The sequence below is a fragment of the Terasakiella sp. 4MB5A genome, from assembly GCF_050058155.1.
Lineage (GTDB): Bacteria > Pseudomonadota > Alphaproteobacteria > Rhodospirillales > Terasakiellaceae > Terasakiella > Terasakiella halodenitrificans.
In genome coordinates, this window is record NZ_CP188815.1 from 124003 (window position 1) to 138644 (window position 14642).

12 protein-coding genes are annotated in these 14642 nt (G+C 47.9%); 7 read left to right on the top strand and 5 right to left on the bottom strand.

All coding sequences use genetic code 11. The features are described from left to right. Positions 1-104 precede the first annotated feature (104 nt). Positions 105-2096, top strand: a complete 1992-nt coding sequence (locus ACI0FF_RS00605) for a methyl-accepting chemotaxis protein (protein ID WP_419798231.1) — start codon at positions 105-107, stop codon at positions 2094-2096. Between the two features lie 39 nt (positions 2097-2135). Here the strand turns inward: ACI0FF_RS00605 and ACI0FF_RS00610 are convergent, their stop codons facing one another. Together ACI0FF_RS00610 and ACI0FF_RS00615 are read right to left on the bottom strand one after the other, a co-directional pair. Further along, on the bottom strand, positions 2136-2702 hold the full coding sequence (locus ACI0FF_RS00610; protein ID WP_419798232.1) for a hypothetical protein: 567 nt from the start codon (positions 2700-2702) through the stop codon (positions 2136-2138). 59 nt (positions 2703-2761) lie between these two features. Further along, positions 2762-4435: a peptidoglycan-binding domain-containing protein gene (locus ACI0FF_RS00615; protein WP_419798233.1), complete on the bottom strand. Its 1674-nt coding sequence runs from the start codon at positions 4433-4435 to the stop codon at positions 2762-2764. A gap of 77 nt (positions 4436-4512) precedes the next feature. Between ACI0FF_RS00615 and ispH the strand changes: the two genes are divergently transcribed. Genes ispH through rnhA form a run of 3 tightly spaced genes read left to right on the top strand, consistent with a single transcriptional unit; the run spans position 4513 to position 6875 of the window. Beyond that, complete coding sequence (ispH, locus tag ACI0FF_RS00620) at positions 4513-5454, top strand: 4-hydroxy-3-methylbut-2-enyl diphosphate reductase (RefSeq protein ID WP_419798234.1); 942 nt, start codon at positions 4513-4515, stop codon at positions 5452-5454. Between the two features lie 3 nt (positions 5455-5457). Then, entirely contained in the window at positions 5458-6420 is a 963-nt protein-coding gene (locus ACI0FF_RS00625; RefSeq protein WP_419798235.1) for a homoserine kinase, read from the top strand. Then, positions 6420-6875, top strand: a complete 456-nt coding sequence (gene rnhA / locus ACI0FF_RS00630) for a ribonuclease HI (RefSeq protein WP_419798236.1) — start codon at positions 6420-6422, stop codon at positions 6873-6875. Before ACI0FF_RS00625 ends, rnhA begins: the two co-directional genes overlap by 1 nt. A 112-nt stretch (positions 6876-6987) precedes the next feature. Here the strand turns inward: rnhA and ACI0FF_RS00635 are convergent, their stop codons facing one another. After that, positions 6988-9105, bottom strand: a complete 2118-nt coding sequence (locus ACI0FF_RS00635) for a protein-disulfide reductase DsbD family protein (protein WP_419798237.1) — start codon at positions 9103-9105, stop codon at positions 6988-6990. Positions 9106-9243: 138 nt separating this feature from the next. Between ACI0FF_RS00635 and ACI0FF_RS00640 the strand changes: the two genes are divergently transcribed. Beyond that, a complete protein-coding gene (locus tag ACI0FF_RS00640; protein ID WP_419798238.1) occupies positions 9244-9819 on the top strand; it encodes a YqgE/AlgH family protein in 576 nt (191 codons plus the stop codon). Positions 9820-9832: 13 nt separating this feature from the next. Here ACI0FF_RS00640 and rsmI read toward each other — a convergent pair whose 3' ends face one another. Next, complete coding sequence (gene rsmI, locus ACI0FF_RS00645; protein ID WP_419798239.1) at positions 9833-10759, bottom strand: 16S rRNA (cytidine(1402)-2'-O)-methyltransferase; 927 nt, start codon at positions 10757-10759, stop codon at positions 9833-9835. Between rsmI and ACI0FF_RS00650 the strand changes: the two genes are divergently transcribed. After that, the gene (locus tag ACI0FF_RS00650) at positions 10726-12147 is read left to right on the top strand and encodes a penicillin-binding protein activator (protein ID WP_419798240.1); all 1422 of its coding nucleotides are present in this window, start codon (positions 10726-10728) and stop codon (positions 12145-12147) included. The two genes, rsmI and ACI0FF_RS00650, sit on opposite strands and share 34 nt — an antisense overlap. 22 nt (positions 12148-12169) lie before the next feature. After that, positions 12170-13495 carry a cyclic nucleotide-binding domain-containing protein gene (locus ACI0FF_RS00655; protein WP_419798241.1) on the top strand — a complete coding sequence of 442 codons (1326 nt, stop codon included), beginning with the start codon at positions 12170-12172 and terminating at the stop codon, positions 13493-13495. On the opposite strand, the gene hemW is transcribed toward ACI0FF_RS00655, so the two are convergent. Continuing rightward, positions 13492-14634, bottom strand: coding sequence for a radical SAM family heme chaperone HemW (gene hemW, locus ACI0FF_RS00660; protein WP_419798242.1), 1143 nt, complete (start codon positions 14632-14634; stop codon positions 13492-13494). The two genes, ACI0FF_RS00655 and hemW, sit on opposite strands and share 4 nt — an antisense overlap. Positions 14635-14642: the final 8 nt, after the last annotated feature.

The following is a 14642-nucleotide window of genomic DNA, read 5'->3' on the forward strand; positions in this document are numbered from 1 at the left end:
TTGCGATTTCATTATCCAAATAAGATAATTACTTATCTAAATATATAATAAATAACATCATTTTACGAAAAATCATCCCCTCTTTCTTTCGGGAGCCTATATTCATGATCCGCCGCCTTGCTATTCGCACTCAAATCCTGATCATCATCGCCATTAGTATTCTCTCCTTTATCTTTCTCGCCTTTTATTATTCCTTTGAAAATAATAAACTTGATAAAATCGAATATAAACTAGGACAAAGCAGAGAACTCAGTGCAATTGCATCTATAGCTCATAAAAACCTGTTACAAATGGTCCCTCTGCAAAAAGATTTCAGCACTCAACCCGACGAGGCAAAAGCAGAAACGTTTAATCACCTGAACCGTGAATTGGAACTATCGCTGAAAAAGCTTGAGGGTCTGGTCAGTGACAAATCTGTTATCCTGCAACTGGAAGAACATCAAAAAGAAATTGATCAACTTTTTAACCAATTAAAAGAATCCCTGATGGTTCTTGGCTATAGTGAAAAAGAAGGACAGCGCGGAAAATTACGCAACGCCGTTCATTCCATTGAGACAGAATTAAAAGACATTCAAGCCAAATCTATCGGAACAATGCTGGAAGTTGCGGATCAATTAACAATTAAAATGTTAATGATGCGCCGCCATGAAAAAGACTACATCATCCGTGGAAATCGGGAAAAATATCTTGGTCGGGTCGATCAACGAGCCACAGAATTCCGTGAAATTTTGACCCCTTCACCATTCATAAATACACTGAAGGAAAAGCTGGACGGCAAACTCGCGACATACGTACAAGAATTAACTGCATACGCCGAAACAAAAGAGAATCTGTCCCAAATCAGAGCAAACTTTGAAGATCATATTTCTCAATCCGGCGTAAAACTCGCAACTTTTGCTCAACAGGCAGATAAAGCTGCACAAACGGCACTTATGGAAGCGCAATCCGCACGCAACGAGACGAAATTCAATTTATTAATTGGTGCCCTCGTTGCCATCAGTTTAATGACAATTTTAGGCCTCAGTATTGCGCGCATCATTGTTTCAGCATTGAATACAAGTATCGCTAACCTTATGCGCCTTGAAAAAGGTGATACATCGATTGAAGTTGTCGATACGGATCTGAAAAATGAAATTGGTGAAATGGCCCGAGCTTTACTTATTTTTCGCGATAATCGGATCGAAACAGAGCACCTTCGCCAAGAACGCAAAATTCAAAAACAACAAAGTGAAATTGAACAACGCGCAGCTTTGGTCAACTTAGCCAATAGTTTTGAAACAGATATCGGTAACGTTATTCACACAGTGACAAGTGCCGTCACGCAATTGCAAGCCGCCTCCACACAAATGGCACAAACCGCACGTCATACCACATCAAAAACCCGTGAAGTCGCCTTTGCAGCCGATGAAGCCTCCCAGAATGTACAAACTGTTGCCAGCGCCAGTGAAGAACTTTCCAGTTCCATCCACGAAATCAGCCGCCAAGTTGCGACTTCCAGCACCGTATCGGAACGCGCTGTCAAGATTGCCACCGAAACATCAGCGACAATTGAAGAACTTTCCGCCACAGTTGCCGAAATCAGCAATGTGGTCAGCCTGATCACCGATATTGCCGAACAGACAAATATGCTTGCCCTCAACGCAACAATCGAGTCAGCACGTGCCGGGGAATCCGGTAAAGGTTTTGCTGTTGTCGCATCCGAAGTCAAAAATCTTGCCAATCAAACCAGCAGCGCCACAGACGAGATTGCCCGTCAAATTACCCACATCCAAGCAGGTACAACCCGTGCCGTGAGCGCAATTGACAGTATTTCCAGCGTTATTCAGGAAATAAACGATATTTCATCCAACGTGGCGACAGCGGTGCAACAACAAGCCGAGGCTACAGGTGAAATTGCACGTAGTGTTGAACAGGCATCCAGCGGAACCCAGCTTGTACACCACAATATTTCAGATGTTGAACAAGCGACCAAAGACACAGGGGATGCTGCTGAACAAATTGCTGCATCCTCAGATGATTTATCGCGTCAATCTTCGTTCCTACAGGAAAAGGTTGCAAGCTTCCTACATAGCATTCAACCTGAGAAAGTCGCTTAAATATTTCAAGATAACGGCATCAAGAACGTCTGCGTCAAATTAACGTTGGCGCAGGCGTTCGTTGTAAGCCATCTCTTCTTCGCTCAGTTGAAAACCGACATAGATTTCATAGGCCGTACCGTCCTTGCTGCCATCCGTTGTTACGGTCAAATCGATCGGTTCGTCTCGCACTTCGTTTTGCACGAGATTTCCAGGAAATGCGAGTTTCAGGGGGAAAACACTTTTTTGCAGAATGTTTTTCTCTTCATCAACCATGGCAACAAAATATTCAATTTCTGCCAAACGACTGGTATCTGCCGGTCCGCGTTTACCTAGGATCACCGGTGCCACCTGCGCATGAATAGAACCCGCACGTGTGTCATAATCCACGTCGTATTCACAGGTGCTATAAACGTTTGTCACCTTGGCCTCAAACAGCACATCAATCAAATCGCGCCCCGGTCCGGGTTTAAATTTTGTAAGCTCCGCCGCATTGCGCAAAACCGTGACACGCGGACAAGGTTCCGGCTTTGCCTTGCGCCATACTTTCAAACTATCCACAGTATCACAAGCACTTAACCCAACACCAAGGGTCAAAGCGAGTAAAGTGAATTTAGCGATTCTCATTGAAAACTCCATAGCTTGAAAGGCAGTGACAGCACCTTAACCCATAAGCAAGGCGACAATCAATCAAAGCGATACGCCAAAGCCGCAAATTTTGCCAGAGCTCGTGATCGTGCCCACGGATTTTTCAATTCTTCAACCGTTGCAAGTCCCAGATCAAACGCACGTTTGGCCCGTTCCGGTTCATGTTCGCGCTGATAATATTCCACCAGATCACCAAGCACCCAAACCCGGGAAAACTTACTCTTTATCGCCCCGATCGCCACTTGGGCCACACTATCCAAATCCGTATTTTCCACTGAAAAATTTTTCAGGCTGGCAGCATGGGCCAAATCCCAAAGCCCACGCGCTTTCAAACGATCATCACTTATCTCTTGTAAAATGGCGTAGGCTTGCACTGCATGCACACTCTCTTGCGAATTTTCAGCAATTTCCCTCAAGGTCTGTGCGATATTGAATAAGGAAAAATTCCGCGCAAATGGCAGCTTCACCCCTTTGGCAATGACAAGGGCTTCGTCCAACACGTTCAAGGCATCCTTGTGTTTGCCTGCTTGCCACATCTGTCCTGCCATATCAGCCAAAATCACACTGCGATAACGTTTCGCCGAAATGCGTTCAATCGTTTCACGTGCTGCATTGAAACGTTGCGCCTTTAAAAAAGCCCGTGCAGCCGCCATCAAAACCGGAATACGGGTTTCATCATCCGGCATTTTTTCAAGCACTTTTAAGGCCCATTCCGGGTAACCGATTTTCGCAATCGCCCCGGCAGCCTGACGCATCAAGGTTATTTTCGATCCGTTTTGCGCTTTTGTTCGAGCACGCTCAGACATGGCATCCAACAAGTTGAGCGCCCGTTTACTCTCTACATCAGCCAGCAGTTCTGCGGCCTCAATCTGAAGGGATAAACCTTCTTCAAAAGAGTCCAACCCTGCCGCAGTCGCCAAAATATTATCAACGATATGTTTAAGATCTTTTTTCCTATTTTCAGCCCGATAGACTTTCGCAATTTCCAATAAAACAGAGAGACGACGTTCAATCACCGGAATCAGATCCAAACTGCTTAATGCTTCTTCAATTTTTCCTTCACGCGCATGGGTTTTCGCAATATTGGTCAAGGCTGCAATAATCAAGCGACTATCTTTAATTCGCGCAGCCGTTTTCAGGGCATCCCCTTCCTGACCGACAGCGACTTGCGCAGCCAGAATTTCACCCAATGCCCAATCTCGCATATCATCTTCATAAACCGCCTTTGAAGCTTCAACCGCAGCGCGCAGTAAACATCCACTGGTCGGTTGGGCAAAACAATGCGACATATCGCGGGTTGGATCTGCTGTTTTATAATCTTTCTGGTCCAGCAACTGCCGGGTTCGCGGGTCCGACAGCAAGGCCTGACGCGCCTTTTCCTGACGCTGGCGGCGTACGTCTTCCAATCGTGTAATCAACGCCCGGATACGTCCAACATTTTCCAGATGTGCAATTAATTCCGCCGATATCTTGCCGGTTTGTGGCAATCCTTGTTCTTTTTGATACAACCGGATTGCGCGTTCCAGATCAGACCCCATAAAACCGTCAACCGCCCCTTCATAGCGCCCTTGTGATTTCAGAAGTTCCTGAACGCGGGCAACCGGATTCTTCAAACGATAAAATTCAGGGCGCGCCTGCGGGTCCGCCAACCCATCAGGCTTGGCAGCATAGGCAGGCAATCCCATCCCGATCAACAGAAATATGAGTATCATGCGCAACATGGAGAAAATTTTATCACGAAAGAACAGGATTGGCTTTACTCTTTGTTTCGGGTTTCTATATTGGGCTTATGAAACCGACCTTGACCATATTACTGGCTGGACCGCGCGGCTTTTGCGCCGGTGTGGACCGGGCCATCCATATCGTAGAACGCGCACTGGAAAAATTCGGTGCGCCTGTTTATGTTCGCCATGAAATTGTCCACAACAAATTTGTTGTCGATAGCTTGCGCGATAAAGGCGCCATATTCGTCGATGAACTGGACGAAGTGCCCGACGACAGGCCGGTGATTTTTTCTGCCCACGGTGTCGCCAAGTCCGTCCCCGCCGAAGCAAACCGCCGCGACATGACCTATGTAGATGCCACATGCCCGTTGGTCAGCAAAGTCCATCGTGCGGCAGAAAAACATTATGACAAGGAACATCCCGTTATCCTGATCGGCCACGAGGGCCACCCCGAAGTGATCGGTACGATGGGGCAACTACCGGATGGAGCCGTCATTCTGGTGGAAGACGTTGCACAGGCCCAAACGGTTGAACTTCCCCGTGACATCCCCTTAGGATTGGTCACACAAACCACCTTGTCGGTTGATGATACCAAAGAAGTTCTGGCGGTTTTAAAACAACGTTATCCCAATCTAGAAATGCCGCGCAAAGAAGATATCTGTTATGCCACCACCAACCGTCAGGCAGCGGTTAAACAGATTGCACAAAAGGCCGATATGATCATGGTTATCGGTGCCCCAAATTCGTCCAACTCCAAACGATTGGTCGAAGTCGCCCGGCTAAACGGTTGCCCCAAATCCATGCTGGTTCAGCGTGCCGATGAAATTGATTTCGATATGTTTGATGGGGTAAGTACACTCGGTATCACAGCAGGGGCATCCGCTCCAGAGATTTTGGTCGAAGAAGTAGTCAACACCTGCAAAGATCACTTTGATGTCACCGTCAAATTTGAAACATTCACCGAAGAAGACGTCGTCTTCAAACTGCCTGCTAGTCTGAGTGCATAAATCATGGCTGTTTATACCGAAGTCAGCGATACCGAGCTGAGCACCTTTGTTGAACGTTTCAATATCGGATCGCTACTATCCTATAAAGGCATCGCCGAAGGGGTGGAGAATTCCAATTACATTATCCAGACGGAACAAGGCCCGTTTATTCTGACGCTTTATGAAAAACGCGTGAACGAAGACGACTTGCCGTTCTTTCTGGATTTATTGGACTATTTAAGCGAACGCAACATCACCTGCCCGACCCCGTTAAAAGATGATGCCGGTCATGCATTAGGCATTTTGGCAGGCCGGCCCGCTGCCATTTTTACTTTCCTTGCCGGGATGTGGCCACGCAAGATCAAACCCGTTCATTGTGCCCAATTGGGACAAGCCCTGGGTGAACTGCATGTTGCCGGAACCGATTTCCCCCAGAAACGTAAAAATGATCTGGGGGTTGCCGATTGGCGTGCCTTGTTAAATAAATGTCAGGACCACGCAGATGATGTTATGCCCGGTTTGGGCGATAAGTTATCAGCAGAACTGGATTATCTGGAAGCTTGCTGGCCGACAAATTTACCAAAAGGCATCATTCATGCCGATGCTTTTCCTGATAATGTTTTTTTCCGGGATGAAAAATGCAGCGGCTTGATCGATTTCTATTTCGCCTGTTATGATATTTTTGCCTACGATCTCGCCATTTGCATGAACGCATGGTGTTTTGAAAAGGACGGTGATTTTAATGTCACCAAAGCCCGTTTATTGTTATCCAACTATCGCAAAGTACGCGATTTCAGCAAGGAGGAAGTCGAGGTCCTGCCCCTGATTGCACGCGGGGCGGCGCTGCGTTTTCTGCTGACGCGATTGTATGATTGGGTAAATACGCCCAAAGAGGCGCTGGTGAAACCCAAAGATCCGCTGGAATACTATCAAATTCTTAAATTCCATCAGTCCATCCGCACCGCCGGTGCCTACGGGTTAGAATAATGAGCAAAGATATCGTAGAGATTTACACAGACGGTGCCTGTAGCGGCAATCCCGGCCCCGGCGGCTGGGGCGTTTTATTGCGCTGGAAGGGAACCGAGCGTGAATTATGTGGTGGCGAAGAAAACACCACCAACAACCGCATGGAACTGATGGCCGCCATCCGCGCGCTGGAAAGCCTGAAACGCCCGGTAAAAGTCGCCCTTTATACCGACAGCACCTACGTGAAAGACGGCATCACCAAATGGATTTTTAACTGGAAGAAAAACGGCTGGAAAACCGCTGCGAAAAAACCTGTTAAAAATGCTGATCTTTGGCAACAATTGGAAAGTGCGCTGGCCAAGCACGAGATCGAATGGCATTGGGTCAAAGGTCACGCCGGACACGAAGAAAACGAACGCGCCGATGCCTTGGCGCGTGAAGGCGTTGAAAAAATCAAAAACAGTATGATCTTGTAAGAAACACCCCAATAAAAAAGCCCTCTTTTGAGGGCTTTTTGTTTGCTCATGTCGGCGTTTTCACCACAACATGGCTTTCTTTCATTACATGTGGGTTCCTGTTTATCGGATTTCAACCCTTGGCTTTTTCAATGGCATTTAAGACCGTCTCTTCATCCAATAATTCCGGCAAGACAATGCCCTTTGGTGCCCCCGGTCCATAAACCGCATTAAACGGAATGGCATAACGTCCAAAACTTGCCAGATAAGCCGCAATTGTTTCATCCGGGTTGGTCCAGTCCGCTTTCATCGGCGTAACTTGGGCATCTGATAAAGCCGCAAAAGCATCCCCACGATACAGAACCAAGTTCTTGTTCACCTGACAGGTAATGCACCATTGGGCCGTAACATCCACAAACACAACTTGTCCACGGGCAACTTCTTCCTCAATTTTCTGCAAGTCAAACGGGGTCCAAAGCTTTTCCGCCTGCGCCTTGTCAATTTCATCTTTTTGCGCAAAAGTCGGAACCGCAAAGGCTGCCAAAAACAAGGCAATGACCACTGGACCCACCAGTGTTTTCAACTGCTTATTCATCGCCAGCACCAAGATAACCCCCGCCATTAAGGCAGACAGGGCAATCACGCCATTCAAACCAATTTGCACCCAGAGAACACTCAATAACCACACTGCGGTGCCGAGCAACAGCAACGCCAAAATCTTGCGCAAAGTGACCATCCACGCCCCCGGTTTGGGGAGACGCGTGGCAAAGCCGGGGAAAAGGGCAATCAAAATATAAGGCAGGGCAAGACCGACCCCAAGGGCACTAAACACCATGAAAATATCAATTGGTCCGCGCGCCAGGGCAAAACCAACCGCGGTTCCCAAAAATGGGGCCGAACACGGGGTTGCCAGCAACGTTGCGAAGGCACCCGTCAGAAAATGCCCCCCCAACCCATGCACATGAGAAGATCGTTCACCCAAATTTGACAACCAGCCAGGCAAGTGAATTTCAAAAAAACCCCACATATTGCAGGCAAACAGAATCACGATTAATGCCAGCGCAATCAAAAACAAGGGCTGCTGGAACTGAATGCCCCAGCCAATGGAGGCACCGCCCATTTTCATTGCAACGAGGATCCCCGCCAAGACCCAGAACGAAAATAAAATCCCGGCGCTGGAGGCCAGAAAGCTGAGACGCACGGTTCCTTTTGCCGCCCCGCCATGACTAACCAGTCCAATGACTTTTAAGGAAAGAACCGGCAAAACACAGGGCATTAAATTTAAAATCAAACCGCCCAGAACCGCCAGCGCCAGAATTGTCACAAACGGCAAGTTGTTCAAACCGGTTTCCCCTGATGTACTAAATCCTTCCACAAAAGGGGGCATAGCCGATGAAGCCGTCGTCACTTTGGTCTTAAGTTCAACAGCCTGATTACCATCCATAAGGGTGATGATAAAATCGTGATCCTCAAATCCGTTTTCGAGGAACTTCAACCCATCTAGCGGCACATCCACCAACACCGTTTTCTTATCTTCTGAAAGCTGAAACCCCGGCTTGAAGAAGGCCAATTCAATCGGTCCTTCAACCAGAACATCAGGATTTTGATAAGCATTGTTTGAAGCAACCTTCAAACGCAACGTTCCTTTGTTGCCGTCGCTATCAGGATAAAGAGTCGCGGTTTCAATTGTGCGCGCAAAGAGGTCGTTTTGTGAGGGAACGAGGCTTTCATATTTGTTCACCAACTGTGCATCTACACCGGGTTGGGCGGGGCCTGCGGGCAAGTGCAAGGATAAATCCGCTTCCACCGGGACGCAAATTTCCGCACAGGTCAAATAACGGACTTTGGCCTGAATATTCAAATCCTGTGAAGGGTCGATCACTTTGACGCGGATCGGATAGACAACTTCTTTTTTGTATCCCACCGTTTCCAGGCCCAGAACAACAAAGCGTTCCGGTCGTGGCCATCGCATTTCAGATGATTTGATGTTGGGATTATTCTGCCAATCAATTTCAGGGGGATAACCGGCATCACCGGGGCTGCGCCAATACACTTTCCATCCGTCTTGCATTTTAAAATGCAAACCCAGCGTTACTTCATCACGGTCCCCAATAGCGGTGGTTTGCGCAATCAAACGCACTTTTGCCTGATCGGCACCGCGCCAACCTTCGGTCTCACTATGGGCCGATGTTGACCATGCCAACAAAAAGACAGATAAAACCAGAACGATATTTTTTAATTGATGCATCATTATACGACCTCTCGCCCCTCTGTATCAGGCAGAATTATGTCAGAATTAGGGTTAAACACAGCCATATTTCAGGTCTTAAACTCATAAAATAGGCTGGAAAAGCTTGCACTTCGGGATAATCAGCCATATTTGTAAAGTATGGAAAAAGATGAAGACATAACCACCAGTCTAACCGGACAGCTTTTGGTCGCCATGCCCGGCATGCCCGACCCGCGTTTTGCAAAAACGGTTATTTACGTCTGCTCTCACAGTGAAGAAGGCGCAATGGGGCTTGTGGTGAACCGCCTTGTCCAATCGCTTAGTTTTCCCGAACTCATGAAACAGTTGGGCATTGATGCGCGGACAGCAAAAGACCAAATCCGCGTCCATCTGGGTGGCCCCGTTGATGAAGAACGGGGATTTGTCCTGCATAGTCCCGACTATATGAAGGAATCCACCGTCGTTATTGGGGCACATTTTGCCTTAACCGCAACCATCGACATTTTACGCGATATTGCTGTTGGCACAGGCCCACGCAATAGTATGCTTGCCTTAGGCTATGCCGGATGGGGACCGGGTCAGCTGGATCAGGAACTCATGGAAAACGGCTGGCTGAACGTGCCCGCCAAAAGCGAGATCGTTTTTGATAACCATCTGGAAAGCAAATGGGAACGCGCCTTGGGCCAACTCGGTATTGACCCACGCCTGTTGGTTGATGATGCCGGGCACGCCTAATCGCTTTTTTTATTTACTGCGACAATTCAAGCGCCCGGTTGTAAACATCCTTTTTCTTTAAACCCGTCATTTCGACAACCTCGGCCACCGCATCGCGAACCGATAGCCGCGCCAAGGCATTTTTAAGCAAGCTATCCAAATCTTCTTCGCTGGTTTCATTAACCATATCATCCGGTGGTCCGATGACCAGAACGACTTCGCCGCGCACTTCCGCATCCACATACATATCCGCTAATTCCGGTAACGGAGCACGGCGGACCTCTTCAAATTTTTTGGTTAATTCACGGGTCACAGCCGCCTCCCGCGTACCGAGAACCTCTGCCATATCCGCCAGACAGGCCGCCACACGACGCGGAGATTCCAAAACGATCAATGTGGCCTTAACCGCTTTAATTTCTTCCAATGCTTTTTTACGGGCCGTTGTTTTATTGGGCAAGAACCCCAGATAAAGAAATCGATCACTGGGCAATCCCGATAAAACCATTGCCGTAATGACCGAACTTGCCCCCGGTGCTGTCGTATAAGGCAAGCCGACTTCTGCACATTCACGCACCAACTTATAGCCCGGATCATTGATCAACGGTGTGCCCGCATCACTGACCAGCACAACCACTTCGCCGGCTTGTAATTTTTCCAGAACTTTGGGGCGCATTTTTTCTGCATTATGTTCATGATACGCAATACATTTCTTTCTGGAAATCCCATGAATGGCCAACAACTTAGCCGTTACACGGGTATCTTCACACAAGATAGTATCGGCTTGTTTCAGCAGATCAAGTGCGCGCAAAGTTATATCCTGTGCATTCCCGATCGGTGTCGCCACAATATAGAGACCAGCGCGCCCTTTACTCCCTTGTCTACTCAGAGTAATCTCTTGCGCACCTTCTTCTTTGTCTTGGGGACCCAATGTTTCTAAATCTGCGTTATTTTGTTTTACCATTGATGCTCTGTATCACTTTGTTGTTGAGCGCATGTGAAACCACAACTGCACCCGATAAATGGTGGGAAGTCCCCGGTACAACGCCACAAGCCCGTGGTCCTGCCCCTGAAACATACGATCCCACTGCCCTACCGCGTAGTGGAAGCGAGATACCGCCTTGGGATCCTTCCCAGCCCGTGACGGTGCAACAGCCAGACGCACAGGTCAAGGCCGAAGAATGGATGACCCAATATGATGCCCGTGGTGGCTTGCGCGCCGCCCGTGTCGGTTTGCTTGTCCCCCTCAGCGGAAGTGCGGCAAATGTAGGACACGAAATTCTCAATGCCGCACAGCTTGCCTTGTTCGATTTTGCCGGCCCCCATTATGAATTGCTGCCTTATGATACCAAAGGCACACCCGAAGGGGCCGTACGGGCCGCACAATACGCGCTTGCCGATGGCGTTTCCATCATTATCGGTCCGCTTCTCTCACAATCGGCCCAAGCCATTGCACCGTATCTGGAAGCCGCCAACGTTAATGCCCTTGCTTTCACCAACGATTCCAATGCCGCAAGCCAAAATGTATTCGTCATAGGGATTCGCCCAGAAGAAGAAGTCGAACGCATCATTAATTTTGCCACCCTTCAAGGTAGCCAGCGTTTTGCCCTGCTTGCACCTGCTGACGAATATGGCATACGGATCCGCACAGCTTTTGAACAGGCCGTCCAAGCCAATGGTGCCCAAGTTTCAAAAGTTGTACAATTCCTGTCCAGCAGCGATGATCTGCCCGCTTTGATCCGGGATATGGCAGACTATGATCAACGCCGTCAGGATTTACTGGAACAAAAACGCGAGTTGGCCGGAAAATCAGATGAATTATCCAGAAAAGCACTGGATCGTCTTGAATTGTTGCAAACCGTCGGGGATGTAGATTTCGACGCATTATTGGTGGCCGCTGGCGGAAAAACTTTACAAGCCATCGCTGCCAACCTTCCATACTACGATGTCGATCCTAAGAAGGTCCGAATTCTAGGGACCAGTTTATGGGAAGCCAAGTGGGTCCATGCTGAACCGGCCTTGTTAGGGGGATGGTTTGCCGCCCCTAGCCCGAAAAGCCGCAGTGAATTTGTTGAACAATACCGTTCCGTTTACAAAGATGCGCCTCACCGCCTTGCCACCTTGGCTTACGATGCCATTGCCTTGTCCGCCGTTTTGGCCGATGACAAAGGCGAAGCCGACTATAGCCGGGCAACCCTGACCGATCCGGCAGGGTTTTTAGGCCGCACAGGTATTTTCCGTCTCCACCAATGGGGACTTGCCGAAAGGGGTTTAGCTGTTTTACAAGTTCAGTCAAAAGGGTTCCGCGAAATTTCTCCTGCCCCCCAGAGCTTCGCACCTATAACGAATTAGTCTCTTTTGGGTAAAATTGATAATGGCTGAATATGAGAATCAGGAATTTAAAAACGGAGAATATATTATACGTGAAGGGGATGATCCGACTTGTGCGTATATTTTAAAAAGCGGTAGTGTCGAGGTTATAAAAACCCGCAGCAACGGCGAAGAAGCCATTTTGGATATCTTAAAAGCCGGAGATCTATTTGGCGAAATGGCTCTGGTCGACCTGGAACCCCGTTCCGCAAGTATACGGGCACTTGAAGATATCACGGTTATTGTAATTGATGGGCCGACCTTCAATCAAAAACAAGAAAGACTCGATGTCTTTAGCAAAAAACTCGTCAAAACCCTTATTGATCGAGTTCGCATACAAAATCAAAAGCTTGCTGATCTTTCCGATCCTTCCAGCTTGTTAAAAGCAGTGAAAAAAGGGCAAATTAATCCGACAAAACCGGCCCATACCAACGTCTTGATCCGTGATGATTATCACGACAAAATTGATTTTGGCAAAATTCGCCTATTGATGGGCGACAGCAATCCACAATCACGCCAAGGCATTAAAGGCGGTTTGCATATGCAGGGATTTCGTGAAATCGAAGATGTGAACAACGCAAAAGATTTTCGAAATATGGTTGCTTCTACAGATTATGATCTCATTGTTGTGGATAGCAGCCTAAACGTGGCTGATATGTCCGATGTAATCAACGATATCCGCCACGGTAAAATGGCCACCAGTCCGTTTGCCGTTATCTTCGCCGTTATTGAACAGCCCGACCCCAAAACATTGGAAATGCTGGCCGAAGCCGGACTGGACGATGTTTTGGTCAAACCGATCGCCTTGGCCAATATTATTGACCGGGTGGAACGCCGCATTAAAAAACGCAAAGACTTTGTTGTCACCCTTGATTATGTCGGACCGGATCGACGCAGCAGTACACGCCCCGGTGGGGAACAAATCCCATTGGTTGCCGTTCCCAATCCGCTCAGCTTCAAGGCGTTGGACCTTATTGACGAGCGGACTTATATCAGCCTGAGCAAAAAAGCACGCAGCCGGATTGAAGATTTAAAGATCGAACGTTTCGCCGTCCAAATTGACTGGTTACGTGGAAAAATCGCCACACAAATCTGTGAAAATCAAAATCCGTCTTTTTTTCTGGAACGTTTATTTGACGTCACACAAACCCTCATTGAAAAGCTCGACCGACGTAAAGAAGACACTCATGTCACAACATGCCGTCTCATTTTATCCAGTTTGGATGATTTTGAGGTCGGAACCTCTGAGATGACAGGACAGGATTGGGAGAATTTTTCTACCCTTACCCGCCAACTTCGCAATGAACTCGGACCACAAAAAGCCGCTTAGAGGCAGATCAGCTTTTCCAAAAGACCATCCAGACATTTGCGCCCTTCATAAGTCGGGAATAAATTTTGTTGATCCCATTCAATAAGATCATGTGCCAACAAAAGGTTCATTCCATCCAAGTCCAAACAGTTTTGCAAACTTTTCCCACTGACTTGCTGAAACTTCTCACTGTTAATGCCATTTTTTAGTCGCAACCCCATCATGAGCAGCTCAATCGCACGTTCATTCGGGGTCAGCATCTTTCTTTTTTGCTCTCCTGTGCCCTTTTCCAGAACACCGTTCAGCCACAGGTCCGGCTTATAGATTTGATGAATTGCAAAATTGTTCAGGCGGCTATGGGCACCGGGTCCAATACCGATATAATCATCGCCTTGCCAATAAACCAAATTATGTCGGCTTTCTTCACCCGGTTTGGCATGATTGGATATTTCATAGGCGGGCATTCCGGCCTGTTCCATCATGGTTTGCGTCAAATCAAACAGATCAGCCCCAAGGTTTTCATCTGCCGCAGGAACATTATCTTTATAAAAGGCCGTTCCCGGTTCGATGGTCAATTGATAGAGCGATAAATGCCCCGCGCTCAAGCTTAAGGCCTGTGTCAATTCATCTTGCCAATCTGCAAGATTCTGATTTGGACGCGCATAAATCAGATCAAAACTATAACGATCAAACGTTTTTGCCGCCAGTTCAAGGGCACGAAACCCTTCTTCAACACTATGGGCACGACCCAGAAATTTTAAGACATCGGGACGCAACGATTGGATACCGATGGACAGACGATTGATACCGGCTTGTTTAAAATTGGCAAAGGTATCACTTTCAACCGTCGTCGGGTTGGCTTCCAACGTAATCTCAACATCATCGCTCACCCCCCACAGGGACGCAGTTGTTTCAATGATGCGGTTAACAGTTTGCGGGGCCATTAAAGAAGGCGTCCCCCCACCAAAGAAAATACTGGAAACCTGTTGATCCCTGCTTTCCTGAAAAACCCGATGCAATTCGATCTCAAAAGCCCGCGCCCATCGGGCATGGTCAATGGTTTGCGCCACGTGTGAATTAAAATCACAATAGGGGCATTTGGACACACAATAAGGCCAATGGATATAAAGGCCGAAAGAAGGCTTTTTAATTTGGGTCATAGGCAAAG

What these genes read in the sequence shown, in the direction of transcription:
- ACI0FF_RS00615 (WP_419798233.1), bottom strand. Translation starts at nt 4,435, where the DNA reads ATGATACTCATATTTCTGTTGATCGGGATGGGATTGCCTGCCTATGCT.
- ACI0FF_RS00625 (WP_419798235.1), top strand. Translation starts at nt 5,458, where the DNA reads ATGGCTGTTTATACCGAAGTCAGCGATACCGAGCTGAGCACCTTTGTT.
- ispH (WP_419798234.1), top strand. Translation starts at nt 4,513, where the DNA reads ATGAAACCGACCTTGACCATATTACTGGCTGGACCGCGCGGCTTTTGC.
- ACI0FF_RS00640 (WP_419798238.1), top strand. Translation starts at nt 9,244, where the DNA reads ATGGAAAAAGATGAAGACATAACCACCAGTCTAACCGGACAGCTTTTG.
- ACI0FF_RS00655 (WP_419798241.1), top strand. Translation starts at nt 12,170, where the DNA reads ATGGCTGAATATGAGAATCAGGAATTTAAAAACGGAGAATATATTATA.
- ACI0FF_RS00650 (WP_419798240.1), top strand. Translation starts at nt 10,726, where the DNA reads ATGTTTCTAAATCTGCGTTATTTTGTTTTACCATTGATGCTCTGTATC.
- hemW (WP_419798242.1), bottom strand. Translation starts at nt 14,634, where the DNA reads ATGACCCAAATTAAAAAGCCTTCTTTCGGCCTTTATATCCATTGGCCT.
- rsmI (WP_419798239.1), bottom strand. Translation starts at nt 10,759, where the DNA reads ATGGTAAAACAAAATAACGCAGATTTAGAAACATTGGGTCCCCAAGAC.
- ACI0FF_RS00605 (WP_419798231.1), top strand. Translation starts at nt 105, where the DNA reads ATGATCCGCCGCCTTGCTATTCGCACTCAAATCCTGATCATCATCGCC.
- ACI0FF_RS00610 (WP_419798232.1), bottom strand. Translation starts at nt 2,702, where the DNA reads ATGAGAATCGCTAAATTCACTTTACTCGCTTTGACCCTTGGTGTTGGG.
- rnhA (WP_419798236.1), top strand. Translation starts at nt 6,420, where the DNA reads ATGAGCAAAGATATCGTAGAGATTTACACAGACGGTGCCTGTAGCGGC.
- ACI0FF_RS00635 (WP_419798237.1), bottom strand. Translation starts at nt 9,105, where the DNA reads ATGATGCATCAATTAAAAAATATCGTTCTGGTTTTATCTGTCTTTTTG.